Annotated in this window: 31 protein-coding genes; 5 read left to right on the top strand and 26 right to left on the bottom strand. The window is 73.7% G+C overall.

Annotated elements, in window-relative coordinates:
• Nucleotides 1–101 precede the first annotated feature (101 nt).
• The 4 genes from EKG83_RS07385 to EKG83_RS07370 all read right to left on the bottom strand — a co-directional run bounded on the left by EKG83_RS07385 (nucleotide 102) and on the right by EKG83_RS07370 (nucleotide 3,250).
• A complete protein-coding gene (locus EKG83_RS07385; RefSeq protein WP_051764369.1) occupies nucleotides 102–1,559 on the bottom strand; it encodes a SulP family inorganic anion transporter in 1,458 nt (485 codons plus the stop codon).
• A gap of 28 nt (nucleotides 1,560–1,587) precedes the next feature.
• A complete protein-coding gene (locus tag EKG83_RS07380) occupies nucleotides 1,588–2,097 on the bottom strand; it encodes a carbonic anhydrase (RefSeq protein WP_228122530.1) in 510 nt (169 codons plus the stop codon).
• Nucleotides 2,098–2,233: 136 nt separating this feature from the next.
• Entirely contained in the window at nucleotides 2,234–2,563 is a 330-nt protein-coding gene (locus EKG83_RS07375) for a hypothetical protein (RefSeq protein ID WP_153277923.1), read from the bottom strand.
• A gap of 216 nt (nucleotides 2,564–2,779) precedes the next feature.
• Nucleotides 2,780–3,250, bottom strand: coding sequence for an anthrone oxygenase family protein (locus EKG83_RS07370; RefSeq protein WP_228122529.1), 471 nt, complete (start codon nucleotides 3,248–3,250; stop codon nucleotides 2,780–2,782).
• 82 nt (nucleotides 3,251–3,332) lie between these two features.
• Here EKG83_RS07370 and EKG83_RS07365 point away from each other — a divergent pair, with 82 nt between their 5' ends.
• Nucleotides 3,333–4,238 (top strand): AraC family transcriptional regulator, encoded by a 906-nt coding sequence (locus tag EKG83_RS07365; protein WP_033427545.1) that lies wholly within the window; start codon nucleotides 3,333–3,335, stop codon nucleotides 4,236–4,238.
• A 4-nt stretch (nucleotides 4,239–4,242) separates the two neighbouring features.
• Here the strand turns inward: EKG83_RS07365 and EKG83_RS07360 are convergent, their stop codons facing one another.
• On the bottom strand, nucleotides 4,243–5,628 hold the full coding sequence (locus tag EKG83_RS07360; RefSeq protein ID WP_033427783.1) for a glycine--tRNA ligase: 1,386 nt from the start codon (nucleotides 5,626–5,628) through the stop codon (nucleotides 4,243–4,245).
• Between the two features lie 134 nt (nucleotides 5,629–5,762).
• The gene (locus tag EKG83_RS07355) at nucleotides 5,763–6,143 is read right to left on the bottom strand and encodes an antibiotic biosynthesis monooxygenase family protein (RefSeq protein WP_033427546.1); all 381 of its coding nucleotides are present in this window, start codon (nucleotides 6,141–6,143) and stop codon (nucleotides 5,763–5,765) included.
• 17 nt (nucleotides 6,144–6,160) lie between these two features.
• Here EKG83_RS07355 and EKG83_RS07350 point away from each other — a divergent pair, with 17 nt between their 5' ends.
• The 3 genes from EKG83_RS07350 to EKG83_RS07340 are packed head-to-tail and all read left to right on the top strand — an operon-like array spanning nucleotide 6,161 to nucleotide 7,302.
• Entirely contained in the window at nucleotides 6,161–6,427 is a 267-nt protein-coding gene (locus EKG83_RS07350) for a hypothetical protein (protein ID WP_033427547.1), read from the top strand.
• A 45-nt stretch (nucleotides 6,428–6,472) separates the two neighbouring features.
• Complete coding sequence (locus tag EKG83_RS07345) at nucleotides 6,473–6,874, top strand: ArsR/SmtB family transcription factor (protein WP_033427548.1); 402 nt, start codon at nucleotides 6,473–6,475, stop codon at nucleotides 6,872–6,874.
• The gene (locus EKG83_RS07340; protein WP_033427549.1) at nucleotides 6,871–7,302 is read left to right on the top strand and encodes a Fur family transcriptional regulator; all 432 of its coding nucleotides are present in this window, start codon (nucleotides 6,871–6,873) and stop codon (nucleotides 7,300–7,302) included. The genes EKG83_RS07345 and EKG83_RS07340 overlap by 4 nt, the downstream gene beginning before the upstream one ends.
• Here the strand turns inward: EKG83_RS07340 and EKG83_RS07335 are convergent.
• From EKG83_RS07335 to hrcA, 20 genes are all read right to left on the bottom strand, one after another.
• Complete coding sequence (locus EKG83_RS07335) at nucleotides 7,290–8,000, bottom strand: TIGR03943 family putative permease subunit (RefSeq protein WP_033427550.1); 711 nt, start codon at nucleotides 7,998–8,000, stop codon at nucleotides 7,290–7,292. The genes EKG83_RS07340 and EKG83_RS07335 overlap by 13 nt on opposite strands.
• Nucleotides 7,997–9,007, bottom strand: coding sequence for a permease (locus EKG83_RS07330; RefSeq protein WP_033427551.1), 1,011 nt, complete (start codon nucleotides 9,005–9,007; stop codon nucleotides 7,997–7,999). The genes EKG83_RS07335 and EKG83_RS07330 overlap by 4 nt, the downstream gene beginning before the upstream one ends.
• 55 nt (nucleotides 9,008–9,062) lie before the next feature.
• Nucleotides 9,063–9,497, bottom strand: a complete 435-nt coding sequence (locus EKG83_RS07325) for a hypothetical protein (RefSeq protein ID WP_033427552.1) — start codon at nucleotides 9,495–9,497, stop codon at nucleotides 9,063–9,065.
• Nucleotides 9,498–9,592: 95 nt separating this feature from the next.
• Nucleotides 9,593–10,021, bottom strand: coding sequence for a hypothetical protein (locus EKG83_RS07320; protein ID WP_153277922.1), 429 nt, complete (start codon nucleotides 10,019–10,021; stop codon nucleotides 9,593–9,595).
• 111 nt (nucleotides 10,022–10,132) lie between these two features.
• Nucleotides 10,133–10,393: a hypothetical protein gene (locus EKG83_RS07315; RefSeq protein ID WP_033427554.1), complete on the bottom strand. Its 261-nt coding sequence runs from the start codon at nucleotides 10,391–10,393 to the stop codon at nucleotides 10,133–10,135.
• Nucleotides 10,393–10,758, bottom strand: a complete 366-nt coding sequence (locus EKG83_RS07310) for a hypothetical protein (protein WP_407690777.1) — start codon at nucleotides 10,756–10,758, stop codon at nucleotides 10,393–10,395. The genes EKG83_RS07315 and EKG83_RS07310 overlap by 1 nt, the downstream gene beginning before the upstream one ends.
• A gap of 56 nt (nucleotides 10,759–10,814) precedes the next feature.
• Complete coding sequence (locus EKG83_RS07305; RefSeq protein ID WP_033427556.1) at nucleotides 10,815–11,636, bottom strand: isoprenyl transferase; 822 nt, start codon at nucleotides 11,634–11,636, stop codon at nucleotides 10,815–10,817.
• A gap of 39 nt (nucleotides 11,637–11,675) precedes the next feature.
• Nucleotides 11,676–12,428, bottom strand: coding sequence for a DNA repair protein RecO (gene recO / locus EKG83_RS07300; protein WP_033427557.1), 753 nt, complete (start codon nucleotides 12,426–12,428; stop codon nucleotides 11,676–11,678).
• Nucleotides 12,428–13,324 carry a GTPase Era gene (era, locus tag EKG83_RS07295; protein ID WP_033427558.1) on the bottom strand — a complete coding sequence of 299 codons (897 nt, stop codon included), beginning with the start codon at nucleotides 13,322–13,324 and terminating at the stop codon, nucleotides 12,428–12,430. Before era ends, recO begins: the two co-directional genes overlap by 1 nt.
• A gap of 148 nt (nucleotides 13,325–13,472) precedes the next feature.
• On the bottom strand, nucleotides 13,473–14,543 hold the full coding sequence (locus EKG83_RS07290; protein ID WP_051764373.1) for a hypothetical protein: 1,071 nt from the start codon (nucleotides 14,541–14,543) through the stop codon (nucleotides 13,473–13,475).
• A gap of 46 nt (nucleotides 14,544–14,589) precedes the next feature.
• Entirely contained in the window at nucleotides 14,590–14,919 is a 330-nt protein-coding gene (locus tag EKG83_RS07285) for a hypothetical protein (protein WP_033427559.1), read from the bottom strand.
• Nucleotides 14,920–15,252 carry a hypothetical protein gene (locus tag EKG83_RS07280; RefSeq protein ID WP_033427560.1) on the bottom strand — a complete coding sequence of 111 codons (333 nt, stop codon included), beginning with the start codon at nucleotides 15,250–15,252 and terminating at the stop codon, nucleotides 14,920–14,922.
• Entirely contained in the window at nucleotides 15,245–16,543 is a 1,299-nt protein-coding gene (locus tag EKG83_RS07275; RefSeq protein WP_033427785.1) for a hemolysin family protein, read from the bottom strand. The genes EKG83_RS07280 and EKG83_RS07275 overlap by 8 nt, the downstream gene beginning before the upstream one ends.
• A gap of 12 nt (nucleotides 16,544–16,555) precedes the next feature.
• Nucleotides 16,556–17,110 (bottom strand): rRNA maturation RNase YbeY, encoded by a 555-nt coding sequence (ybeY, locus tag EKG83_RS07270; protein ID WP_033427561.1) that lies wholly within the window; start codon nucleotides 17,108–17,110, stop codon nucleotides 16,556–16,558.
• A gap of 5 nt (nucleotides 17,111–17,115) precedes the next feature.
• Nucleotides 17,116–19,167, bottom strand: coding sequence for a PhoH family protein (locus EKG83_RS49515; RefSeq protein WP_051764375.1), 2,052 nt, complete (start codon nucleotides 19,165–19,167; stop codon nucleotides 17,116–17,118).
• Nucleotides 19,168–19,409: 242 nt separating this feature from the next.
• Nucleotides 19,410–19,751: a histidine triad nucleotide-binding protein gene (locus EKG83_RS07260; RefSeq protein ID WP_033427562.1), complete on the bottom strand. Its 342-nt coding sequence runs from the start codon at nucleotides 19,749–19,751 to the stop codon at nucleotides 19,410–19,412.
• 157 nt (nucleotides 19,752–19,908) lie between these two features.
• Nucleotides 19,909–20,517, bottom strand: a complete 609-nt coding sequence (locus EKG83_RS07255; protein ID WP_228122528.1) for an alpha/beta hydrolase family protein — start codon at nucleotides 20,515–20,517, stop codon at nucleotides 19,909–19,911.
• Between the two features lie 275 nt (nucleotides 20,518–20,792).
• A complete protein-coding gene (locus tag EKG83_RS07250) occupies nucleotides 20,793–21,527 on the bottom strand; it encodes a 16S rRNA (uracil(1498)-N(3))-methyltransferase (protein ID WP_033427564.1) in 735 nt (244 codons plus the stop codon).
• On the bottom strand, nucleotides 21,524–22,672 hold the full coding sequence (gene dnaJ, locus EKG83_RS07245; RefSeq protein ID WP_033427565.1) for a molecular chaperone DnaJ: 1,149 nt from the start codon (nucleotides 22,670–22,672) through the stop codon (nucleotides 21,524–21,526). The genes EKG83_RS07250 and dnaJ overlap by 4 nt, the downstream gene beginning before the upstream one ends.
• A gap of 82 nt (nucleotides 22,673–22,754) precedes the next feature.
• Nucleotides 22,755–23,777 (bottom strand): heat-inducible transcriptional repressor HrcA, encoded by a 1,023-nt coding sequence (gene hrcA, locus EKG83_RS07240; RefSeq protein WP_033427566.1) that lies wholly within the window; start codon nucleotides 23,775–23,777, stop codon nucleotides 22,755–22,757.
• A gap of 104 nt (nucleotides 23,778–23,881) precedes the next feature.
• Here hrcA and EKG83_RS07235 point away from each other — a divergent pair, with 104 nt between their 5' ends.
• On the top strand, nucleotides 23,882–24,625 hold the full coding sequence (locus tag EKG83_RS07235; RefSeq protein WP_051764378.1) for a GNAT family N-acetyltransferase: 744 nt from the start codon (nucleotides 23,882–23,884) through the stop codon (nucleotides 24,623–24,625).
• Nucleotides 24,626–24,632: the final 7 nt, after the last annotated feature.

Below are 24,632 nucleotides of genomic sequence, written 5' to 3'. Positions count from 1 at the left end.
GGAGGGGCGGCGCACACCCGCGAGCGCACCAGCGGCGACCCGCCGGAACCCACCCGGCGCGGAGGGGCGGTCCCCGCGCCGGGTCGGTCCGGTCGGTCCGGTCAGTCCACCGCCGCCGGGTGGATCAGCTCCACCCCCTGCCGCTGCGCGGCCCACTGGTCGATCGCCTGCCCGCACGCCTGGTCGAGGTGCCGCACCCCGCTCAGGTCCACGCGCACGCGCCTGCCGTCGGGCAGGGCCTCCAGGGTCTCCAGCAGCTCCGGCAGCCGCAGGAAGGTGGCGTTGCCGCGCACCGCGACGTGGTGGTGGTCCTCACCGTGCCGGGTGACGGTGACCGACAGGCGGGACACGTCCCACGCCGTCTTCACCACCGCGGCCAGCAGGCCGGCGAGGGTGCCGGTCAGCAGGTCCGTCAGCACGATCAGGCCCGCGGTGAGCACGAGCACGGCGGCCTCGGCCCGGTCGGTGCGGGCCAGGGCCAGCACCCGCCCGGGCGAGAGCAGCTTCCAGCCCGCCTGCACCAGCAGCGCCGCCAGCACGGCCAGCGGCACGTAGGCCAGCACGCCCGGCAGCAGCACGACGAACAGCAGCAGCCACGCGCCGTGCAGGACGCGGGACAGGCGGGTGCGCGCGCCCGCGTCCACGTTGGCCGAGCTGCGCACGATCACCGCGGTCATCGGCAGGGCGCCGAGGAGGCCGCACACGGTGTTGCCGACGCCCTGGGCGACCAGCTCGGTGTCGTACCTCGTGCGCGGCCCGTCGTGCATCCGGTCCACCGCCGCCGCGCTGAACAGGCTCTCCGCCGACGCCACCAGGGCGAACGTCAGCATCGCGCCCAGCACGCCCGCGTCGAACAGGGAGAGGTCGACCGCCGAGACCACGTCGCCCAGCGAGCCGACCGAGATGCGCGGCAGCGGCAGCAGCAGGGCCACCGCGCTGGCGACCACCGCGCCCACCAGCATCCCGGGCACCGCGCGCAGCGGCGTCCGCTTCCACAGGCCGGTCACGACGAGCGTCAGCACGCCGATGGCCACGCCGCTCAGGCCCACCGGCGTGGTGACCGCGGTCAGCAGCAGGCCGGGCAGGCCGGCGATCTTCTCGCCGGTGGTCGCGGGCTGGTCCTGCCCGGCGAACGGGTAGAGCTGGCCCAGCACCAGCACCAGGCCGATGCCCGCGAGCATCCCCTGCACCACGGCGGGTGAGATGGCGCGGAACCAGCGGCCCAGGCGCAGCACGCCCATGGCCACCTGGAGCAGGCCCGCGCCCAGCACGATGAGGCCCAGGGCGGCCAGGCCGTGCGCGGCCACGGTGTCCGCGACCAGCACGGTCAGGCCCGCGGCCGGTCCGCTGACCTGCATGGTGCTGCCGGGCAGCAGGCCGACCACGAGGCCGCCCACCACGCCGGTGACGATGCCCAGCTCCGCGGGCACCCCGGAGGCCACGGCGACGCCCACGCACAGCGGGAGCGCCACCAGGAAGACCACCAGGGAGGCGCCGACGTCGGGCCAGAAGGTCGTGGCCCGCCGCGGCGGGGCCGGTTGTTCGGTGTAGGTGCTCACTGGACGGCTCCGGAGGCGTCAGGGCCGCTCACAGCGGCTGGAAGAGGTCGGCGCGGTGGTTGAGCACCTCGCCGGTCTCGATGTCGTAGAACCAGCCGTGCAGGCGCAGGGCCCCGGACTCGACCCGCTCCTTCACGAACGGGTAGTCGCGCAACGCGGCCAGCTGGGCGGTGACGTGCCGCTGCCCCTCGGCGCGCAGGGCCTGGTCGGGCTCGGGTCGCGGGCGGAAGCGGGCGTGCGAGCCCAGCCAGCGCCGCATGTTGGGCAGGTGGTCCAGCGCGGTGGCACCCGAGTGCAGGGCGCGGACCGCGCCGCAGTGCGAGTGGCCGCAGACCACGACCTCCGCCACGCCCAGCCCGACGACCGCGAACTCGATGGTCGCGATCTCGCTGGAGGCGGAGCCCGGGTCGTAGGCCGGGATGACGTTGCCCGCGGTGCGCAGCTCGAACAGGCTGCCGGGCTCGGCACCGGTGATGTCGGCGGTCACGATGCGTGAGTCCGCGCAGGTGATGAACAGGGCGGTCGGTGATTGGCCCACGGCGAGCCTGCGCCCCGTTTCCCGGGGTCTGCGGCTCGAATGCGCGCGGGCGTGCTGTACCAGTTGGTGGAATTCCACGGGTTTCCCCACTCGTCGGTCGACGGGCGTGCGATCGGCGGCGGAAGGACCCGCGTCCTCAGTTCCGGAACACCTGCAACGCCGGTGGTCTCGACCACTTGCGGAGGTGTTCGGCCCGGCCTCGGCCGATGGCGGGCAGGACCGGTTCCCGGGCGTCGTGCCGGGACGGCGCGACGCCGTGACGTGAAGCCGGTTTCACGTTCCTGGCCGGCGCGAACCGGGCCGGGCATGATCGCGACTCGGCCGCCTGGCGGCACTCGCGCGAGGACTCCTCCTCGACCACGAGGGGCGCGCCCGGGCTCGCCGGAATCGCGCGGGCGAGCGAGGCGGAATCGAGCGGTGCCGGGGCGAAGACGGCGGCCAGCACCAATGCGACCAGTACGGCCACTCGCGCCATGACACCCCCCGATGAGTCGCGCCTGGATCCAGTGTCACAAAACGGGGTGACGTGACTGTTAATGATGAACCGACTTCCGGGAGTCGGCCGCGATATTCACTCGAACGTTTGTGACCCACGCCATTGCAATGGTGTTGCTTAACTCTGCGTAATCACCGGGGCCGTCACCCGCCCCGAACCGGAGCAACCTCCGGTGTCTTCACGCTATCAGTGCTCGAACATCGATGGCAAGGGAGCCGGCCCCGCCTGGTGCAGGGCCGCCAGCACGAAGGCCGCGCTCGCGGCCAGCGACGCCAACGCGCGCACGTGGTTGGCCGGCACCCATTCCCGCAGGTAGCGGGCCCAGTACTCCGGCGTGGCAACGCGCTCCAGCTCGTCGTTGCGCGGCACGTGGTAGGCGGCGGTGAGCACGATGCCGCCCAGCAGGTAGAGCGCTGCGCCGGCCCACGCCCGCGGGTCGCCCCCGAAGGCGGCGAGCACCGAGGCGACCGCGGTGCCCAGGAAGACCCCGAGGAAGGCCGGGTTGAGCACGGCGGCGTTGATCGCCCGCATCGCCGCGACGCCCTCGGCCGGGGTGGCCCGGCGCAGCCCGGGCACGACCATCGCGGAGAACGCGAAGAAGACGCCTGCCATCGTGCCGCAGCCCAGGGCCGCGATGATCGTCACCGTGGGGAACACGGCACCAGTCAAGCCGGGCGGCGCGCCCGCCTCCATGGCTCCGGCGCTCGAACGCATGCGCGGGCGTCTCTAGGCTGGCCGCGTGGACGAGTTGGCGGCCCTGCTCGACGGCCCCCGGGCCCGCGGCGCGTTCGTCGTGCGGTCGGTGTTCGACCCGCCGTGGTCGGTGCGCGTCGCCGAGGAGGCGCCGCTGTCGGTGCTCGTCGCGGTGCGCGGTGACGGGTGGGTGGTGCCCGACGCCGGCGCGCCGGTCGCCTTCCGCGCCGGCGACGTGGTCGTGGTGCGCGGGCCCGAGCCCTACACCGTGGCCGACGACCCGGCCACCGAGCCGCGGGCGGTGATCCACCCCGGTGCGCGCACCACCACGCCCGGCGGCGACGAGCTGTGCGAGGCGTGGGACCGGGGCGTGCGCACGTGGGGCGAGAAACCCGACGGGGCCGCGGTGCTGATCAGCGGCACCTACCGGTTCGACGGCGAGGTGGGCGGCCGGCTGCTCGCCGCCCTGCCGCGGGTGGCCGTGGTGCCCGGGCAGGCGCTGGTGCCGGTGCTGGTCGAGGAGGTGGGCCGGGACCTGCCCGGCCAGCAGGCCGTGCTGGACCGGCTGCTGGACCTGCTGCTGATCTCGGCGCTGCGGGCCCGGCTGGCCGAGGAGACCTCCTGGTACCGGGCGCACCTGGACCCCGAGGTCGGCCGCGCCCTGCGGCTGCTGCACGCCGCGCCCGAGCGGAGCTGGACGGTCGCCTCGCTGGCCGGGGCGGTGGGCGTGTCCCGGGCGGCGCTGGCGCGGCGGTTCACCGAACTGGTCGGCGAACCGCCGATGGCCTACCTGACCTCGTGGCGGCTGACCCTGGCGGCCGACCTGCTGCGCGAGCCCGGCACGACGCTGGAGGCGGTGGCGCGCCGGGTCGGCTACGGCACCGCCTTCGCGTTCAGCTCGGCGTTCAAGCGGGTCCGCGGGGTCAGCCCCAGCGAGTTCAGGCGCCGGTGAAGCCTCAGGCCCCGACCAGGCGGGCCGCCAGGTAGCCCTCCAGCTGGTCCATCGACACGCGCTCCTGCGACATGGTGTCCCGCTCCCGCACGGTCACCGCGTGGTCGGTCAGCGAGTCGAAGTCCACCGTCACGCAGAACGGCGTGCCGATCTCGTCCTGCCGCCGGTAGCGGCGGCCGATGGCGCCCGCGTCGTCGAACTCGATGTTCCAGTTGCGGCGCAGCTGGTTGGCCAGGTCCTTCGCCTTGGGCGACAGCTCGGCGTTGCGCGACAGCGGCAGCACGGCCGCCTTGACCGGGGCCAGCCTGCGGTCCAGGCGGAGCACCACCCGCTTGTCCACGCCGCCCTTGGCGTTGGGCGCCTCGTCCTCGGTGTACGCCTCCAGCAGGAACGCCATCATCGGCCTGCCGACGCCCGCGGCGGGCTCGATGACGAACGGGCGGTAGCGCGAGTTGGTGGCCTGGTCGAAGTACGACAGGTCCACGCCCGAGTGGTTGGAGTGCGTGTTCAGGTCGAAGTCGGTGCGGTTGGCGACGCCCTCCAGCTCGCCCCACTCCTGCCCGCCGAACTGGAAGCGGTACTCGATGTCGACCGTGCGCTTGGAGTAGTGCGACAGCTTCTCCGCCGGGTGCTCGTAGTGCCGCAGGTTCTCCTTGGAGATGCCCAGGTCGGTGTACCAGCGGGTGCGCTCGTCGATCCAGTACTGGTGCCACTCCTCGTCGGTGCCCGGCTCGACGAAGAACTCCATCTCCATCTGCTCGAACTCGCGGGTGCGGAAGATGAAGTTGCCCGGCGTGATCTCGTTGCGGAAGCTCTTGCCGATCTGGCCGATGCCGAACGGCGGCTTGCGCCGCGACGTGGTCTGCACGTTGAGGAAGTTGGTGAAGATGCCCTGCGCGGTCTCCGGGCGCAGGTAGTGCAGGCCCTCGTCGGTCTCCACCGGGCCCAGGTGGGTCTTGAGCAGGCCGTTGAACATTCTCGGCTCGGTGTACTGGCCGCGGGTGCCGCAGTTCGGGCACGGCACGTCGGTCAGGTCGCCCTCGGCGACCTGCTTGCCGGTGCGCTCGGCGTACTCCTCGGCCAGCGTGTCCTGCCGGAACCGCTTGTGGCACGAGGTGCACTCGACCAGCGGGTCGACGAACGCCTCGACGTGCCCGGACGCCACCCACACCTCGCGCGGCAGGATCACCGACGAGTCCAGGCCGACCACGTCCTCGCGGCCGCGCACCACGGCGTTCCACCACTGGCGCTTGATGTTGTCCTTCAGCTCGACCCCGAGCGGACCGTAGTCCCACGCCGACCTGGTGCCGCCGTAGATCTCACCGCACGGGTACACGAACCCGCGGCGCTTGCACAGGCTGACGACGGTCTCGATGCGATCGGCTGCCACGGACGACTCCATCAGGGAGATGCAGGTACGGGGCTGTCAGGGTAGCCCTCACCGCCGCACCCCCATCGGGCGACCGGACTGTCGGCACTCGACCCCTGACCGACCGCGACCGCCGACCGGGTCGCGCCGCCGCCCTAGCGCGGTTCGGAGGGCCCCGCGGCCTCGCCCAGCCGGACGGTGCCCGCGTCGCGCGCCAGCAGGCTGGTCTCGCGGCGCACCTCGCCCCCGTCCGCCACCAGCAGCGGCTCGTAGGCGGCCGGCCCGTCGGTGTCGGCCTCCGACAGCAGCGGGACCACGTGCTCGCGCACCTCGAACGGCGACAGGGCCCGGCGGTAGGCGACCACCGAGTCGAACTCCGCGGTCAGCACGAACCGCTCGTCCTCGTCGGTGGAGCGGGAGAGCTGGGCCCGCCGGCAGCCGGGCTGGGCGGTCAGCAGCGCCAGGGCCCGGTCGACGCGCTCGGTGAACGCCCCGGTGGAGGCTTCCGGCACGGTGAAGCGGCACACGAGCAGCACGGTGCAAGGATGCCACGGTGGCTGGTGACTCCAAGCGGACCCTGATCCCCGGCGCCGGGCCGCTCGCCCGGGTGCCCGCACCCGCGGTGTTCCTGCTGGTCCTGGCGCTGTTCGCGCTCGGCGTGTGGCTGCGCGGCCCGGTGGGCGCGGTGCTGCTGGGCGTGCTGGCGCTGGGCGTGGCGGCCCTGCTGGCGACGACCTGGCGCTTGCTGGCCCCCAGCGCGCGCGTGCTGCGGCTGCTGGTGCTGGCGGTGCTGGTGCTCATCACCGTCTCGGTGGTCTAGCGCCGTAGTATCGGTGCTGAAAATCCATACCACGTGGGAGGCGCCGTGTCGGTCGGAGTGCGGGGCGAGCACGTGCACTCCCCCGAGCGCGTGGTCCCCGCCCCCGTGCCGGTCAGGCCCGCGCGCACGCTGGCGGCCGCCGGCGAGCTGCTGCGCGCGCTGGCCGCGCCGGTGCGCATCGCGATCGTGCTCCAGCTGCGCGAGGCCGACCGGTGCGTGCACGAGCTGGTGGAGGCGCTGGGCGTGGCCCAGCCGCTGATCAGCCAGCACCTGCGGGTGCTCAAGGCCGCGGGCGTGGTGCACGGCGAGCGGCACGGCCGCGAGGTCGTCTACCGGCTCGTGGACGAGCACCTGGCGCACATCGTGGTGGACGCGGTGACCCACGTGGACGAGGGGCCGCGTGGTATCAACGAGACCGACCGGACCCGCCGCACGGAGGAGATGTGACCACTAGCGAGCGCCCCACCTCGGTGCCCGGCCTGCGTTCGACCAAGCAGCGCACCGCCGTGTCCAAGCTGCTCGACTCGCTCGGCGAGTTCCGCTCGGCCCAGGAGCTGCACGAGGAGCTGCGCAAGCGCGGCGAGGGCATCGGGCTGACCACGGTCTACCGCACCCTGCAGTCGCTGGCCGACGCGGGCGAGGTGGACGTGCTGCGCACCGACTCGGGCGAGGCGATCTACCGCCGCTGCTCGGCCCATCACCACCACCACCTGGTGTGCCGCGGCTGCGGCCGCACGGTCGAGGTGGAGGGCCCGGCGGTGGAGAAGTGGGCCGACCGGGTCGCCGCGGAGAACGGGTTCGTCGAGGTCAGCCACACCGTGGAGATCTTCGGCACCTGCCGGGAGTGCAACGCCAAGGCCGGTCAGCCCTCGTAGGTGTCCTCCGGCGGGGAGATCGGCAGGACCTCGCTGACGGTGAACGTGGGCACGTACTTGCTGGCCGGGCTCGCCGAACCCGGCACCACGCGCCCGGTGGCCTCGACCCACTGGTCGTCGGGCAGCGCGGCGAGGTCGAGGCCCACCATGCGCGCCTTGACCGGCCGGGCGTCGGCCGCGCAGCAGCCGATGGTCAGCCGGGCGATGAACACGTCGGCGTCCTGGCGCACCACGAACCCGGTCAGCCTGACCACGCGGTCGTCCAGGGAGCCGGAGTCGTCCCACGCGGTGCGGGTGACGAACTCGCCGATGGTCAGCGGCACGACCTCGTCGGAGGGCAGCGGCGCGAACCCGCCGGAGACCTGGGACCGCTGCGCGGCGTTGACGTCGACCCGGTTGACCGAGTCCGCGCCCAGCGCGGGCGGGCTGATCAGGAACACCGCGAGCACGGGCAGCAGCAGCATCCACGGGCTGCGCGACGAGCCGTGGTCGTGGCCGTGGTCGTGCGCCTCGGCCCGCGCGCCCCGGATGTCCTGGGCGATGGCGATCAGCGCCAGCACCACCATGACCGCGCCGGTGACGACGAGCCACGGTCGCAGGGACTCCTTGACGTAGCGCAGGTAGGTGCCGGTCAGCGCGAGCTTGAGCAGCGCGCCGCCGAGCAGGACCAGCAGGATGTTCTGGGTCTCGCGCCTCACAGGAACACCGCTCCCGCCGCCAGGGCGCACGCGATCGCCACCACGAACGTGGCCGGGGCGAAGCGCGCCGCGAAGGACTTGCCGAACGCGCCCGCCTGGAGCGCGACGAGCTTGACGTCGACCGCCGGGCCGACCACCAGGAACACCAGCCGCGGCAGCAGCGGCAGCGCGGTCATCGACACCGCCACGAACGCGTCGGCCTCGCTGCACAGCGCCAGCACCACGGCCAGCAGCGCCATCACCACGATCGACAGCACCAGTCGACCGCCCAGCGCCTCCAGCCAGGACTGGGGCACCAGCACGTTGAACGCCGCCGCGAACACCCCGCCCAGGACCAGGAAGCCGCCCGCGTCGACCAGGTCGTGCCGGGCGGTCTCGGCGAACACCAGCCAGCGGGACCTGCCGTCGTGGTCGGGCAGGCGGCGCAGCGCGCGTTCGGCGATCCACCCGGCCTTGCCGAACCGCGTCCACAGCCAGCCCATCACCACGGCGGTCAGCAGCGACCCGGCGAACCGGGCGGGCACCACCATGGGCGCGTCCCGGAACGCCACGGCCGTGGACACCAGCACCACCGGGTTCACCGCGGGCGCCGCGAGCAGGAACGACAGCGCCACCGCGGGTGCCACGCCCTGCTGCATCAGCCGCCGCGCGACCGGCACGGACGCGCACTCGCACCCCGGCAGCGCCACCCCGGCGACCCCGGCGACGGGCACGGCCAGCGCCGTCCGGCTCGGCAGCAGCCGCCGCAGCGCGCTCGCCGGCACGAACGCCGCGATCGCGCCGCTGATCAGCACCCCGAGCACCAGGAACGGCAGGGCCTGCACGCACACCGCCACGAACACCGTGGACGCGGTGCGCAGCACCGGCACGTCGAGCACGCCGACCAGCCAGTCCTGCAGCACCAGCGCGAGCACCAGCAGGCCGCAGAGCACCTCCAGCGAGGTCACCCGCCACCGCGGCGGGGTGCGGCGCGGACCCGGTCCCCGGATTTCGCCAGTGATTGTCACTTTCGAGATGATGCCAGAACCGCTCCCCGCGCCACGCGAACGCCGCCCCGGCGGGTCAGGTGGGCATCCGCGCGCTCGAGTCGTCCACGAGCACGCCGTCCACGACGAGGTCGGCGAAGGCGTAGGTCACCCCCGTCTTGGCCCTGAAGCAGTACGGCTCGACGCCGACGAGGCAGTCGGCCTCCTTCGGGCCCAGCCGCACCTCCCACTGCTTCGGCTGCCCGTCGCACTGGACGACGGTGAAACCCTCGCCGCTCGCGTTGTGACCGATGAGCTGGACGGCCTCGACCTCGATGACGGCCGGGGCGGAGGCGCCGGAGCAGGTGGCCGTGCCCTGGACGACCAGGACGCCGTAGTAGGGGGTGGCGCCTTGGAGGAACCCGCCCTCCACGTTCACGCTCCCGGTGGCGGCCGAGGCGGCGGGGGCGGCGAGGCAGGTGGCCGCGACCGTGGCGGCCGCGCACAGGATCGCTCGGGTTCTCGGTCTCATCGGGGCTCCTCCCGGGACGCGACGACGAGGTCCCACGCTAGCCAGGAGCCCCGGCGGACCGGCACGACCGATCGGGCGATCACGCACCGGCCGGATCAGGTGTTGACCGACGCGGACCCGACCGCCTCGAACGCCCCGCCCACCGTGAGGACCGCGAAGACCTGGGCGAACGACCTGCTCTGGAAGCAGTAGCCGTACCAGGGGTTGCCGGGGCAGGTGTTCGGCTGAGGCCCCAGCGTCACCGTCCAGTAGGCGGGCTGCTGGGCGCACGAGATGGTGGTGCTGCCCTGGCCGGCCGCGAGGTGACCCCCGAAGATCTGGTTGGCCGAGACCTCCAGCGTGGCCGTGCCCGAGGTGGTGGAGCAGGTGGCGGTGCCCGAGGCCGTCATGACGCCGTAGGGGTAGCCGTCGAGGGAGGCACCGGTGACGGTCACGCTCGCCGCGGCCGAGGCGGTGGGCGTGGCGACGCAGGTGGCGGCGACGATCGCGGTGGCGCATAAAGCAGCGCGTGCGGCGGCTCTCATGACGGGGCTCCTCCCACTCGGGACGACGACCCGGCCAACGTAGCCGGCCACCGCGCCGGGCCGTCACGACCGATCGGGCGACGGCCCGGGGTCGTGACGGCCGGGCCCGGCTCAGCCCTCCTCGCGCAACTCCTCGATGGTGGCCAGCACGTCGGCCGCCTCGCGCAGCGGCAGCAGCGGCTCCACCACGGCCGTCACGCCGCGACCGCCCGCCAGCACCTCCTCGGCCAGCCGCACGGCCTCGTCGCGCTCGTAGGGCCCGCACACGAACGGCGCCCAGTCCTCACCCGCCGACGCCTCGAACGTCACCGCCCACGGCAGGCCCTCGACCTCGGACTCGTCGTCCGGCTCGTACACGATCACCCCGGCCATCAGGCCCCTCCCCCGGTTCCGGCCAGCAGCTCGTTGCGCAGCTGCGAGGCGGTCGACACGACCAGCATCAGCAGCGTGCTCAGCGGCTCCGCCTTCAGCCCCTCGGCCGGGAAGGCGTACCGCAGCGTCACGTCCATGCCCCGCTCGGTGTGGATCACGCCGAGCGTGCCGAACAGGCCCTGGCCGGCGCGCTCGGCCGCCGAACCGGCCAGCTTCGGGTCGTTGGGCAGGTCCCACGCCACCACGCAGGTCAGGCTGAGCACGGTCAGGCCCTCGGCCAGCCGCATCGCCTGCACCGCGCACGGCACGTCGCCGTGCCGGAAGCTCAGCGCGCCGTCGTCGTCCACGTGCACCTCGTGGAACATCTCCAGCGCCTCGCGGGCCGCGGTCAGCAGCCGCCCGGTCACCTCGGCGTCGTCGCTCACTCGGCCACCTCCACGTCGGGCTTGTCCACGGCACCGCCGAAGCGCCGGTCGCGCCGGGCGTAAGCCTCGCAGGCCCGCCACAGGTCCAACCGGTCGAAGTCGGGCCACAGGATGTCCTGGAACACCATCTCCGCGTACGCCGACTGCCACAGCAGGAAGTTCGAGGTGCGCTTCTCGCCCGACGGGCGGATGAACAGGTCCACGTCGGGCATGTCGGGCTGGTACAGGTAGCGGGCCACGGTGCGCTCGTCCACCTTCTCGGGGTTGAGCTGCCCGGCGGCCGCCAGCCGGGCGATCTCCCGCGCCGCGTCGCCGACCTCGGCGCGCCCGCCGTAGTTGATGCACATCGCCAGGTTGAGCACGTCGTTGTCCCGCGTGCGCTCCTCGGCGACCTCCAGCTCCTTGATGACGCTGCGCCACAGCCGCGGCCGGCGGCCGGCCCAGCGCACCCGCACGCCCAGCTCGTCCAGCTCGTCGGTGCGGTGGTGGATCACGTCGCGGCTGAACCCCATGAGGAAGCGCACCTCGTCGGGGCTGCGGCGCCAGTTCTCGGTGGAGAACGCGTACAGCGACAGCCACTTCACGCCCAGCTCGATGGCGCCCCTGGCCGCCTCGACCACCACGGCCTCGCCGCGCTTGTGCCCCTCGATGCGGGACAGGCCGCGCTGGTTGGCCCAGCGGCCGTTGCCGTCCATCACGATGGCTATGTGCCTGGGCACCAGGTCGGCCGGGATGTCGGGTGGCGTGGCGCCGGAGGGGTGCGGTTCCGGGGGTCGGGGGACGCGCTGGACGCGGTCCGCCCGCCGTCGGCGAAGCATGGTCGTCCTCTCGGGGTGCTCAAGTGGGGACGGGCGAGCCTAACCCCCGCTCGGCTGCGCCCTGCGCTCGACCAAGGGCAACGAGCGGAGCTGCCGCTCCAGGTGCCACTGGAGGTGCGCGGCGACCAGCCCGCCCGCGTCGCGCCGGGCGGCGGTCGGGATGGCGTCCACCACGTCCCACCGGCCGTGCAGCAGGGCCGAGAGCAGGCTCAGGGTGTCCGCGGACGGCGAGGCGCTGCCCGGCGGGCGGCACCGCGGGCACACCATGCCGCCCGCGTGCACGTTGAACGCCCGGTGCGGGCCCGGGTCGCCGCAGCGGGCGCACTCGTCCACCGCGGGCGCCCAGCCGGCGAACGCCATCGCCCGCAGCAGGAACGCGTCCAGCACCAGCGAGGCGTCCCGCTCCTTGGCCGCCAGCGCCCGCAGCGCGCCCGTGACCAGCAGGTACAGCCGCAGCGCCGGTTCGCCCTCCTCGGCGGTGAGCCGGTCGGCGGTCTCCAGCACCGCGCACGCGGCCGTGTAGCGCTGGTAGTCGTCCACCAGGTCCACCCCGAACGCGTCCACGGTCTCCACCTGGGTCACCACGTCCAGCGACCGGCCCGGGTAGAACTGCACGTCGACGTGCGCGAACGGCTCCAGCCGCGCGCCGAACCGGGACGAGGTGCGGCGCACGCCCTTGGCGACCGCGCGCACCTTGCCGTGCCGCTGGGTCAGCAGCGTGATGATGCGGTCGGCCTCGCCGAGCTTCTGCACCCGCAGCACCACCCCGGTGTCCCGGTAGAGGTTGGCCACTAGAACCCCAGGCGGCGCAGCTGCTTCGGATCGCGCTGCCAGTCCTTGGCGATCTTGATGTGCAGGTCCAGGTAGACGCGCGTGCCCAGCAGCTTCTCGATCTGGCGGCGCGAGGTGATGCCGACCTGCTTGAGCCGCTCGCCGCGGTGCCCGAGGATGATCGCCTTCTGGCTGGGGCGCTCGACGAACACGTTCGCGTGAATGTCGACCAGGTCGTCGCGGCCCTCGCGGGGCGCCATCTCCTCCACCACCACCGCGATCGAGTGCGGCAGCTCGTCGCGCACGCCCTCCAGCGCGGCCTCCCGGATCAGCTCGGCCACCAGCGTCTGCTCGGGCTCGTCGGTCAGCTCGCCGTCCGGGTACAGCGGCGGGCCCTCCGGCAGCTTGCCGACCAGCAGCTCGGCCAGGGTGTCGACCTGGTAGCCGTCCACCGCGGACACCGGGATCAGCTCGGCGAAGTCCATCACCTGCTGCAGCGCCAGCAGCTGCTCGGCGACCTGCTGCTGGCCCACCAGGTCGGTCTTGGTGACGATGCCGATGACCGGGGTGCGCTTGGCGATCTTCTCCAGCTCGCCCGCGATGAACCGGTCGCCCGGGCCGACCTTCTGGTCCGCGGGCACGCAGAACCCGACCACGTCGACCTCCGACCAGGTCTCCCGGACCAGGTCGTTGAGGCGCTGGCCGAGCAGGGTGCGCGGGCGGTGCAGGCCGGGCGTGTCCACCAGCACGAGCTGGCCGTCCTCGCGGTGCACGATGCCGCGGATGGTGTGGCGGGTGGTCTGCGGCTTGCTGGAGGTGATCGCGACCTTGGTCCCGACCAGCGCGTTGGTCAGCGTCGACTTGCCGGCGTTGGGGCGGCCGACGAAGCACGCGAACCCGGAGCGGTAACCATCCATCCCGCCATTGTCCCCGGTCGCACCGACAGCGCCGCGCCGCCCTCGACCGCACCGCTCCAGACCGCACCGCTCCCGACCGCGCCGCCCTCGACCGCGCCCCCGGACCCAGGTCACCCCGACCCCGGGGGCGCCGCTCCACCGAACCCCCTCAGGCCCCGAACGCCCTGAGCCCCAGGGCCGCCCCGGCGCGGGGCAGCCACGCGTACCGGTCCCCCGGGTCGGCGGGCAGCGGCCGGACCACCGCGCACCAGGCGTCCCGGTCCAGCACGGCCCGGTAGCGCTCCACCAGGTCGTCCCGCTGCTCCCGGGTGGCGCCCGCGACCGCCTTCGGGCCGGCCAGGTCGGAGGCGATGGACACCGCCGTGGCGAACCTGTCGGCCGTCGGCGCCTGCCGGGCGAGGTGACCTGCGTGCGCCTCGACCACCGCGCGCGCAGGCGGGTAGCCCCCCAGGGTCGTGCCCATCCCGCTCGCGCAGCCGAGGACCACCAGCAGCCGCCCGGTGTGGTCGACCAGCGCGTCGTCGGACCCGGTGGTGATGGCGTGGTGCAGGTGCGCGGCGGTGGCCACCTCCCCCGCGAAGTAGGCGTTGAGGAAGTCCCCGTCGCAGGCCCGGCGCAGCAGCCAGGGCCGCGCCCGCTCACCACCGACGCGGCACAGCGCCTCGACCACGGACACCCGACCCCAGCCGGTGACCCGTTCCCCCAACCACAGCAGGGCGTCCGCCCCGCCCCGGCGGCGCTGGAGGGCGGCGGCGGCCAACGGGCCGAAGGTGAGCGCCGACAGGCCGATCGTGCGGATCAGCGGGATGTCGTCCTCGTCCCAGTCGGACGCCAGCAGGGCCAGGCCGACCAGCACGTCGGCCTCGGCCGGGCCGTGCCGCACCAGCCACCGCCCGGTCCGGCGCACCCGCTCCCGGTCGGTGCGCAGCGCGGCCGCGGCGAGGTGGTCGTTGGGGTGGATCGGCACGCTCAGCTCGCGGAACGCCCCCACCAGGGCGGACGGGTGGGCGTCCCCGGCCAGGTACCGGTCCAGGACGGCCGCGGCGTCCGCACCGGCCAGGCGCCGGTCGGTGCGCGCTGGCCTGCGCCCGCGCCGCGGCGGGTCGTTCGGGAAGGGTTCACCGCCGCGCGGCAGCGGCCCGTCGGGGTGCTGCTCGTGCAGGCGCAGCACGTGCTCGTACAGGCTGGTCCGGGGGCCGGCCCCGGTCCCCTCGCTCACCGGCGGGGGCTGGACTCGATTCGCTCGGTCATGATCACAGCCTACGTCACGCCCGCTGCGCCGGCGGCGCGATCCGGTTCAGCTCCAGCGCCGCCGGCATCGGCCCGCCCTCGACCAGCCAGCGCTCCAGGTCGTCCATGACCGCGTCGTGCAGCACGAACCCCAGCCACACCGGCTTCTGCCCGCGCGGCTTCACCACGACCACGTTCGAGTGCTCGCACGCGTCCAGGCAGTCGGCCGTGCGCAGGCTCACCCGACCACCCGAAGCCGCCGCCAGCACCTCCAGCCGCCGCAGCTGGCCCTCGTGGTCGTAGTCCGGGTGCTTCTTGCGCGTGCCGCAGCAGCAGCCGCGGCACACCGTCACGTAGTCGCGCACCTACAGCGTCTCGCGCAGCTCGCCGGCGGCGTCCGCCCGCAGCACCGGCGCACCGGCCGTCAGGTCCCGCACCGCCGCCACCGACGCCTCGTCCACCGACTCCGACGCCGTCACCACGGCCGCCGCCTCCAGGCCCTCCGCGCCGCTGGACACCGCCGCCGCCACCGCCGCCTGCAACGCGGTCAGCCCCAGCGACGGCAGCGCCACCGTGGTCGCCGCGTACGTCCGGCCGTCGGTGTCGCGCACCGCCGCGCCCTCCGCCGCGCCCGTGCGCGCCCGCGCCGACCGGGCCAGCGTGATGATCTTCAGGTCCTCGGGGTCGAGCTCACTCACCGGGGTTCCCCTCGTCGCCTTCGTCGTTGTGCGCCGGGCGCACCAGCACCGTGGTGATGCGCACCCGCCCGCGCTCGTCCTTGCCGCCCTCGGCCCGCATCCGCAGGCCCGCGATCTCCGCCTCCGTGCCCGGCAGCGGCACCCGGCCCAGCCGCTGCGCCAGCAGCCCGCCCACGGTCTCCACCTCGTGGTCGTCCAGCTCCGTGCCGAACAACGCGTCCAGGTCGTCCACCGGCAGCCGCGCGCTCACCCGCACCGACCCGTCCGCCAGGTGCTCCACCGGCGGCCGGTCGTCGGTATCGGACTCGTCGGTGATCTCGCCGACGATCTCCTCCAGGATGTCCTCGATCGTCAGCAGGCCCGCCGTGCCGCCGTACTCGTCCACCACCACCGCCAGGTGGTTGCGCGAGAGCTGCATCTCCCGCAGCAGGTCCGCGATCGGCTTCGAGTCCGGGATGAACGACGCCGGCTTCATCACGTCCGACACCACCGTGCCGTTCGGGTCCTCCGCCAGCGTCAGCCGCACCAGGTCCTTGAGGTTCACCACGCCCACGATGTCGTCGACGCTCTCCCCGATCACCGGCACCCGCGTGTACCCGGTGCGCAGCGACAGCGCCAGCGCCTGCCGGATCGACTTGGTGCTCTCGATCCACACGATCTCCGTGCGCGGCACCATCACCTCGCGCGCGATCGTGTCACCCAGCTCGAAGACCGAGTGGATCATCTCCCGCTCGCCCTCGTCCACGACGCCGCGCTCCTGGGCCATGTCCACCAGCTCGCGCAGCTCCACCTCCGAGGAGAACGGGCCCTCGCGGAACCCCTTGCCCGGCGTGATCGCGTTGCCGACCAGGATCAGCAGCCTGCTCAGCGGCCCCAGCACCCGGCCCAGCACCCGGATCGGCGCCGCCGCCACCAGGCTCACCGCGTACGGGTGCTGCCGGCCGATCGTGCGCGGACCCACGCCCACCAGGACGTAGGACACCACCAGCATGCTCAGCCCGGCCACCAGCACCGCCACCCAGCCGGTCGACACGCGCCCCAGGCACACCACGGTGACCAGCACCGTCGCACCCAGCTCGCACCCCAGCCGCAACAGCAGCAGCAGGTTCACGTGCCGCGGCCGGTCGGCCAGCAGCGCGATCAACTGCCCCGCACCCGCACGACCCTGCCGCTGCAACGCCTCCACCCGCGCCCGCGACACCGTGCCCAGCGCCGCGTCCGCCGCCGCGAACGCACCCGCCGCCAACACCAGGACCACGGCCAGCACCAGCAGGCCGGCAGGACTCGCCAGCACCCCGCCGCCTCAGTCCGTCGGTCCGGGCCGGTCGGCGTCCTCCAGCCCCACCGCCCCGAGCAGCTTCGAGTCCGCCTCCCGCTGCGCCGACTGCCGGGCGGCCTCCGCCGCCGCGGCGCGGAAGTCACCGAGGATGCGGTTCTGCAACGTGAACATCTCCCGCTCCTCGGCAGGCTCGGCGTGGTCGTAGCCCAGCAGGTGCAGCACGCCGTGCACGGTCAGCAGGTGCAACTCGTCCAGCAGGCCGTGCCCGGCCTTCTTCGCCTGGTCCTTGGCGAACTCCGGGCACAGCACGATGTCACCCAGCAGCGCCGGCCCCAACCCCGCCGCGTCCGGGCGGCGGGCCGAGTCCAGCTCGTCCATCGGGAAGGCCATCACGTCCGTCGGCCCCGGCAGGTCCATCCAGCGCTGGTGCAGGTCCGCCATCACGTCCAGCTCGACCAGCAGGACGGACAGCTCGGCCAACGGGCTCACGCCCATTCGGTCCAGGGCGAACCGGGCGGCGGCGACGATGGACGGCTCGTCGACGCCGACGCCCGACTCGTTCGCGATCTCGATGCTCACGGCGACTATCGTCCCCGGCGCTGCCCGCGCGAGCGCGCACCGGGTCCGGCGTGGTGCCCGCCCCGATCGCGCGGATCGTGCTCGTCCTGCTCGACCTGCCACTTCTCGTAGGCGTCCACGATGTCCGCGACCAGGCGGTGGCGCACCACGTCGTTGCTGGTCAGGATCGAGAAGTGGACGTCGTCGACGCCGTCGAGGATGTCCCGGACCACGGCCAGGCCGCTGCGCTGCCCGCCGGGCAGGTCGACCTGGGTGATGTCACCGGTCACCACGACCTTCGAGCCGAAGCCCAACCGGGTGAGGAACATCTTCATCTGCTCGGGCGTGGTGTTCTGCGCCTCGTCGAGGATGATGAAGGCGTCGTTGAGCGTGTTGTGCGTCAGCAGGTGGTCCTCGGTGACGTACAGCGAGTCCTCCGCCGCCACCTGGATGCACACCGCTTCCGCGCGCCCCGCCGGCTCGATGCTGTCGATGAACCGCATCGGACGGCCCCCGCCACCCGCCGCGCGGTACTCGTCGAGCTTCCGGGTCAGCCGGAAGGGCTCGACGCCCTGCGGGAGGCGGATGTCGACGACGTGCGCGTCGGCCGAGCCCGCTCGCACGGAGGCGACACCGCCCAGGGACCGGACCAGGTGCACGACGTCATCCCTGAGCTGGACGGACGCGGTCGTGTACCGGATGCCGCAGGTGCGGCCGGCGTGCCTCACCGGCTCGCCGGCGCGGTCCAGCAGCCCCTGGAGCACGCCGAGCCGGACTCCGGCGGTGTTCTGCCGGTAGGCGACGGGAACGGATGCCTCGGGGACACCGGTGTCGATCGGGTTCGAGACCCGCACCGCGCCCGCCCACTTGGCTCCGGGCGCCGCCGACGAGCCGCGCACCCCGCTCCGGGCGGTGGTCGCGGTCGCGAGCGCCGGCTCCTCCGTGGCGAAGGACGGCGTGGTCGTACCGGTCAGGCAGCCGTCGCCCAGGAGCAGGCCCAGGGCGTAGGGGTCCATCGGGACCTCCTGCTCCGGGTGGCACACGGGCGCGCTGAGCAGCGGCAACTCGTACCGCCGGGCGTGGGCGGCCCGGAGGTTGCCGATCATCTCCTTGGTCTCCAGGACCCGCCACGGCTTGCCCCGGCGGCGGTCGGACGCCGTCCGGACCGTCCAGAGGTGGTCACCGCAGCACAGGGTCGACGCCCCGTCCTGGGCGGTGACGCGGTAGATGTCCTTCTCGCCCTGCGGGTACACGCCGAGCACCGGCGTGGGCTCGCCGTTCGAGCCGATCACGAGGTCGCCGACCCGGAGGCCGCCGATCGGGCGGAAGCCGTCCGGGGTGAGCACCTCGGTGAACACCGGCTGCGCCCGGCCGCGCATGTAGGCCAGCGGGGCGACCTCGATCGTGCCCGCCTGGGTCAGCCGGGGGATCGACTCGGGGTCGACCATGTCGTGCAGGGCGTCGTACAGGGGGCGCAGGTACGGGTCGATCTTCTCGTACAGCGTGCCCGGCAGGTAGCCCAGCCGCTCGCCCGCCTCGACCGCCGGTCGGGTCAGGATGATGCGGTTGACCTGCTTGGCCTGGAGCGCCTGCACGGCCTTGGCCATGGCCAGGTACGTCTTGCCGGTGCCGGCGGGGCCGATGCCGAACACGACGGTGTTCTGGTCGATCGCGTCGACGTAGTGCTTCTGGTTCAGCGTCTTCGGGCGGATGGTGCGGCCGCGCCGGGAGATGATGTCCAGGCTGAGCACCTCGGCGGGCGACTCGCTGGTCCCCGCGGACAGCATGGCCACCGTGCGGCGGACCGTGTCCGGGCCGACCTGCTGGCCGCGGCTGGCGAGGGTGACCAGTTCGGTGAACACCCGTTCGGCGAAGGCCACGTCGGCGGGCTGGCCGGAGAGGGTGATCTCGTTGCCCCGCACGTGCACGTCGGCGTCGAGCAGCTCCTCGGCGAGCCTGAGGTTCTCGTCGCGCGACCCGAGCAGGGCGAGCACCGCGCCGTCGGGCACGGCGAACTTGGACTGGGCGTCGGCCGCGGCCTGGCCTGCCTGCGGCGTGTTGTCAGCGGTACCGGCCACGTGGCCTCGGGTCCTCTTCCTGCGCGTTGGCGCCGTGCTCGGGGTGTTCCGACCTACCCGACGATGCTAGCCGTCCCCGCCGACAATCCGCACCGGAGTTGGAAAACCGCTGGACAGAGGGGGTGTGGGGAAGCGGGTGTTCCGGCCGCGGGTGGGATCGGGGTTCGGGCCGGTCGACGGGTGCGGGTGGTCGACGCCGAGGTGTTCGGCGCCGACCGGTCGGCGGTCCGGTGGCGCGGGCCCTAGGCCAGGGGGCCGAGCCGGCGGCCGCCGAGGACGTGCAGGTGGGCGTGGAACACGGTCTGGCCCGCGTCGGCGCCGGTGTTGAACAGCAGCCGGTAGCCGCTCTCGGCGACGCCCTCGGCCTTGGCGACCTCGCCGGCGGCCAGGAACAGGTCGTCGAGCACGCCGGGTGCGGCGGCGGCGAGCGCGACGGCGTCGCCCGCGTGGGTCTTGGGCACCAGCACGACGTGCGTGGGCGCCTGCGGGGCGATGTCGCGGAACGCCAGCGTGGTGTCGGTCTCGTGCACCACGGTGGCCGGGATCTCGCGGGCGACGATGCGGCAGAACAGGCAGTCGGACATGCGCGGCAGGCTACCGAGCCGGCCGCCCGGTCCGCAGGCGAGCCGGGCCCGAGCCCGCACCCGCAACCGCCACCGGCCCGCCGCCGAAGCAGACGCGAGACCACCGCCCGACCCGAGCCGACCACCAGGCAGGCAGCACCCGAGCCGGCCCGCCCCGCTACCCGGTCCGCTGCCGGGCCAGTCGCAGGGCGGCGTCGCGGCAGGCGGCCCACGCCGGGGTGCCGACGGTGATCACCTCCATGTGCCCGGTCCCGGGCAGCTCGACCAGCTCGGCGCCCGAGGCGCGGGCGAACGCGGCGCTCTGCTCGAACGGCACGTCCTCGTCCTCCGTGCCGTGGACCAGCACCATCGGCTTGTCGATGGGCAGCAGGGCGGCGGGTGAGGCGTCGGCGTAGTGCCCGGGCACCTCGTCGGGGGTGCCGCCGAGCAGTTCGGCGGCACGACGCGTGATCTGCGGGTGCAGGTGGAAGTCCAGGACCCCGGCCTGCGAGACGGCGCCGACCACGCGGGGGTGGCGGGCGGCGGCCCAGACGGCGAGGTGGCCGCCCGCGGAGTGACCGAGGGTCACCACGGGGCCCAGCGCGGGGTCGAGGGCGTCGAGGGCGGCCAGGACGTCGTCCCCGGTCTCGGGCCACCCGCCGCCGCCGGTGATGCGCCGGTACTCGACGTTGTAGGCGGCGGCGCCGTGGGCGACGAGGTCGGCGGCCAGCGGGCGGCCGAGTTCGAGGCCATAACGCTGGTGCCAGAAACCACCGTGGATTACCACGATGACGGGAAACGATTCACCGGCGGGCGCGGAATACTCCCCGAACTGGCTCGGGTGCGCCCCGTACGCGATGCGCAATGAAAACCTCGTCACAAAAAGAGGGCCGCGCCGCGATGGGACCTGGGGGTCGTCCCACCGCGACGCGGCGGCGCCGGACCGAGGGGGGAGGTGTCCGGCGAGTCTGGTGTGAAGGGCCGACCGGATTGGACCGAATCGCCCCGTCCGGCATGAGCGTAACCCCTGCGTGGGCCGTTCGCCAGAAGAGACGGGAATCATTACCGCCAGCGATCGGTCAGCACACCGAGCGCACCCAGGGCCACCGCCGCGGCCGTCGACGCGCGCAGGACGTCAGGGCCCAGTCGCACCGCGTGGGCGCCCGCCGCGGTCAACGCGGACAATTCCTCGTCGGTGATGCCGCCTTCAGGTCCGACCACCAGCAGCACCTCGCCGGAAGCGGGCAGCGGAACCGATCCCAGGGGCGACGAAGAAGATTCGTGCAAAACCAATGCAACCGCCGACGAACCGGCCAACCGGGCGAGTTCGGCGGTGCCGGCGGGTTCGGCGACGGCGGGCACGCGGGCGCGCCTGGCCTGCTTGGCGGCCTCGCGGGCGGTGGCGCGCCAGCGTTCGAGGGCCTTGGCGCCGCGCGGGCCGTCGTCCCACTTGGTCACGCAGCGCGAGGCCCGCCAGGGCACGACGGCGTCCACGCCGGCCTCGGTGGCCAGCTCCACGGCCAGCTCGCCGCGGTCGCCCTTGACCAGGGCCTGGGCCAGCACCACGCGCACGGCGGGTTCGGGCACCACCCAGCGCTCCACGACGTCGAGCTCCAGGGCGTCCTTGCGCACCGCGGTCACCGCGCACCGGGCCTGGGCGCCGGAGCCGTCGGAGAGCACCAGCTCCTCACCGGGCCGCAGCCGGCGCACGGTGGCCGCGTGCCGCCCCTCCGGCCCGTCGAGCAGCGCCGACGGACCGGTGGGCAGCGCGGCGACCAGGAAGACCGGCAGCGTCACCGGTGGTTGCGCCCGGCGCGCAGCCGGGAGAACAGGCCACCGCCGACCTTGCCGTTGTGCGCGAGGGTGGGCTCCTCCTCGCCGCGCAGCACGGCCAGCTCGCGCAGCAGCTCGACCTGCCGGGTGTCGAGCTTGGTCGGCACCAGGACCTCCAGGTGCACGTGCAGGTCGCCGTGGCCGTCGATGCGGCCGTTGGAGCGCAGCCGGGGCATGCCGCGGCCGGTGAGCACCAGCTCGGTGTTCGGCTGGGTGCCGGGTTCGATCTCCAGCTCCTCCTCGCCGTCGAGCGTCTGCAGCGGCAGCACCGCGCCCAGCGCGGCGGTGGTCATCGGGATGCGCACCGAGCAGTGCAGGTCGGCGCCGTCGCGCTCGAAGACCTCGTGCGGGACCTCCTCGACCTCGACGTAGAGGTCGCCGGCCGGGCCGCCGCCGGGGCCGACCTCGCCCTGGCCCGCGAGCCGCACGCGCATGCCCTCGGCCACGCCGGCCGGGATCTGCACGGAGATGGTGCGCCGCGAGCGCACCCGGCCCTCGCCCGCGCACTGCTGGCACGGGTCGGGGATGACCTCGCCGAAGCCGCGGCACACCGGGCAGGGCCGCGCGGTGACGACCTGGCCCAGGAAGGAGCGCTGCACCGACTGCACCTCGCCGCGGCCGCCGCAGGTGTCGCACCGCACCGGGCCGCTGCCCTCGGCGGTGCCGCTGCCCACGCAGCGGTCGCACAGGATGGCGGTGTCGACGGTCAGTTCGCGCTGGGCGCCCGCGGCGCACTCCTCCAGCGTGAGCGACAGCCGGATCAGCGCGTCCGAGCCGGGCTGCACGCGGCTGCGCGGGCCGCGCCCACCACCGCCGCCCGCGCCGAAGAAGGCGTCCATGATGTCGCCGAGCCCGAAACCCGCGAACGGGTCGCGCATGCCCGCACCACCGCCGCCGGGCTCCAGCGGGTCGCCGCCCAGGTCGACGACCTGCCGCTTCTTCGGGTCCGACAGGACCTCGTAGGCGGCGGTCACCTCCTTGAAGCGGGCCTCCTCGTTGGGGTTGACGTCCGGGTGGAGCTGTCGCGCGAGCTTGCGGTAGGCGCGCTTGATCTCCTCGGGGGTCGCGTTCTTGGAGACCCCGAGCGTGCCGTAGTAGTCCCTCGCCACCGTGTTTCCTCCTGCGAACGCGTTCGGGCGCGCGTTCGCTCGCTTGCCAAACGTCCCGCGGGACCGCGGTGTTCCCCCGTCGTCACCGCCCGGTCAGGATCTCACCCACGTAGGTGGCGACCGCTCGCACGGCCGCCATCGTGCCCGGGTAGTCCATCCTGGTCGGTCCCACCACTCCCATGCCGCCGAGCAGGTTGTCCCGGCTGCCGTAGCCGATGGACACGACCGAGGTGCTGCGCATCTCCGCCGCTTCGTTCTCCTCGCCGATGTGCACCAGGATCGTGCCGGGGTCGCGGGCGGAGGCCAGCAGCTTGAGGACCACCACCTGCTCCTCCAGCGCCTCCAGCACCTGGCGCAGCGAACCGGGGAAGTCTGCCACGTTGCGGGTGAGGTTCGCCGTGCCACCCAGCACCAGGCGCTCCTCGGGGTGCTCGACCAGGGACTCGATGAGCACCGTGCTCACCCGCGTCATCGCGTCGCGCAGCTCGGCCGGCGCCTGCTCGGGCAGCTGGGCGACCTCGGCCGAGGCGTCGGACAGGCGCTTGCCGCCCATGGCCGAGTTCAGCACCGCGCGCAGCCGGGCCACGTTCTCCTCGGTGATGACGTCGCCGAGGTCGACCGACCGCTGGTCGACGCGGCCGGTGTCGGTGATCAGCACCAGCATCAGCCGCGCCGGCGTGATGGCCAGCACCTCCAGGTGGCGCACGGTGGACCGGCTCAGCGTCGGGTACTGGATGACCGCGACCTGCCGGGTCAGCTGGGCCAGCAGCCGGACGCTGCGGCGCAGCACGTCGTCGAGGTCGTAGGCGCCTTCGAGGAAGCTCTGGATGGCCTTGCGCTCGGCCGACGACAGGGGCTTGACCTCGCTCAACCGGTCCACGAACACCCGGTAGCCCTTGTCGGTGGGCACCCGGCCCGCGCTGGTGTGGGGCTGGGTGATGTACCCCTCCTCCTCCAGCGCAGCCATGTCGTTGCGCACGGTGGCGCTGGACACGCCGAGGTTGTGCCGCTCCACGAGCGCCTTGGAGCCCACCGGCTCGTGGTTGGACACGTAGTCGGCGACGATCGCGCGCAGCACCTCGAACCTGCGCTCATCCGCGTTCACCGCACGTCACCTCCACGACCGGTCCGGACCTCCACCCCGAGTTTACGGAGGTGAGCGCCTTCTTCGTAAATTTCGTTCGCCTTGATCCCGCAGGTGTGCACAGGATGGCGGGTGTGCTGACGCTCATCCGGCGAAACCTGCGCGAGTCCATCCGGGCGGACGCCGTGCGCGTCGGCCCGTTCCTGGTCCGCTTCGACGCCCACAGCGACAACCCGTACCTGAACTACGCGGTGCCCGAGGAGGGCGCCGAACCGACCGCGGCCGAGGTCGCGGCACTGGTGACAGCCTTCCACGACCGGTCGCGCACGCCGCGGCTGGAGTACCTGCGGCCCGCGCCGGGCGTGGACGCGGCCCTCGACGCGGCCGGGTTCGAGGTGGACCGGCTGCTGCCGCTGATGGTCGCGGAGGAGCCGCGCGCCCCCGCGCCGCCGGCGGGGCTGGTGGTGGGCGCGGTCACCTCGGACGAGGACCTGCTGGCCGCTTCGGTGGTGCAGAACACCGCCTTCGGCCTCGGCCCGACCGCCGGGGAGGCGGACCTGGAGCGGCAGCAGGCGCTGCTGGACCAGGGCGGGGTGGTGGTGCTGGCCCGGCTGGGCGGCGTGCCCGCGGGCGCCGGCGCGCACACCGCGCCGCACGGCGGGTTGGCGCAGGTGGCGGGTATCGCGGTGCTGCCCGCGCACGAGCGGCGGGGCATCGCGTCGGCGGTGTGCGCGGACCTGACCGCGCGGGTGTTCGCGGCGGGCGCGACGCCGTTCCTGGAGACGGAGCCGGACGGCAAGGTCGACCGCCTGTACGGGCCGCTGGGCTACCGGCTGGTCGGGGAGTCGGTGTCCGCCACGCTCGGGTGAGCAGGTG

The sequence above is a fragment of the Saccharothrix syringae genome, assembly GCF_009498035.1.
In the GTDB taxonomy this organism is placed as follows: domain Bacteria; phylum Actinomycetota; class Actinomycetes; order Mycobacteriales; family Pseudonocardiaceae; genus Actinosynnema; species Actinosynnema syringae.
Note: the sequence above shows the minus strand (reverse complement) of the source record. Positions and strands in the feature narration are given on the sequence as shown.

Excerpts from the sequence above, each read along its gene's own strand:
- EKG83_RS07325 (WP_033427552.1), bottom strand. The coding sequence starts at position 9,497 with ATGAGACCGAGAACCCGAGCGATCCTGTGCGCGGCCGCCACGGTCGCG.
- EKG83_RS07320 (WP_153277922.1), bottom strand. The coding sequence starts at position 10,021 with ATGAGAGCCGCCGCACGCGCTGCTTTATGCGCCACCGCGATCGTCGCC.
- EKG83_RS07305 (WP_033427556.1), bottom strand. The coding sequence starts at position 11,636 with ATGCTTCGCCGACGGCGGGCGGACCGCGTCCAGCGCGTCCCCCGACCC.
- EKG83_RS07260 (WP_033427562.1), bottom strand. The coding sequence starts at position 19,751 with ATGTCCGACTGCCTGTTCTGCCGCATCGTCGCCCGCGAGATCCCGGCC.
- EKG83_RS07310 (WP_407690777.1), bottom strand. The coding sequence starts at position 10,758 with ATGTTCCACGAGGTGCACGTGGACGACGACGGCGCGCTGAGCTTCCGG.
- EKG83_RS07315 (WP_033427554.1), bottom strand. The coding sequence starts at position 10,393 with ATGGCCGGGGTGATCGTGTACGAGCCGGACGACGAGTCCGAGGTCGAG.
- EKG83_RS07235 (WP_051764378.1), top strand. The coding sequence starts at position 23,882 with ATGGCGGGTGTGCTGACGCTCATCCGGCGAAACCTGCGCGAGTCCATC.
- era (WP_033427558.1), bottom strand. The coding sequence starts at position 13,324 with ATGGATGGTTACCGCTCCGGGTTCGCGTGCTTCGTCGGCCGCCCCAAC.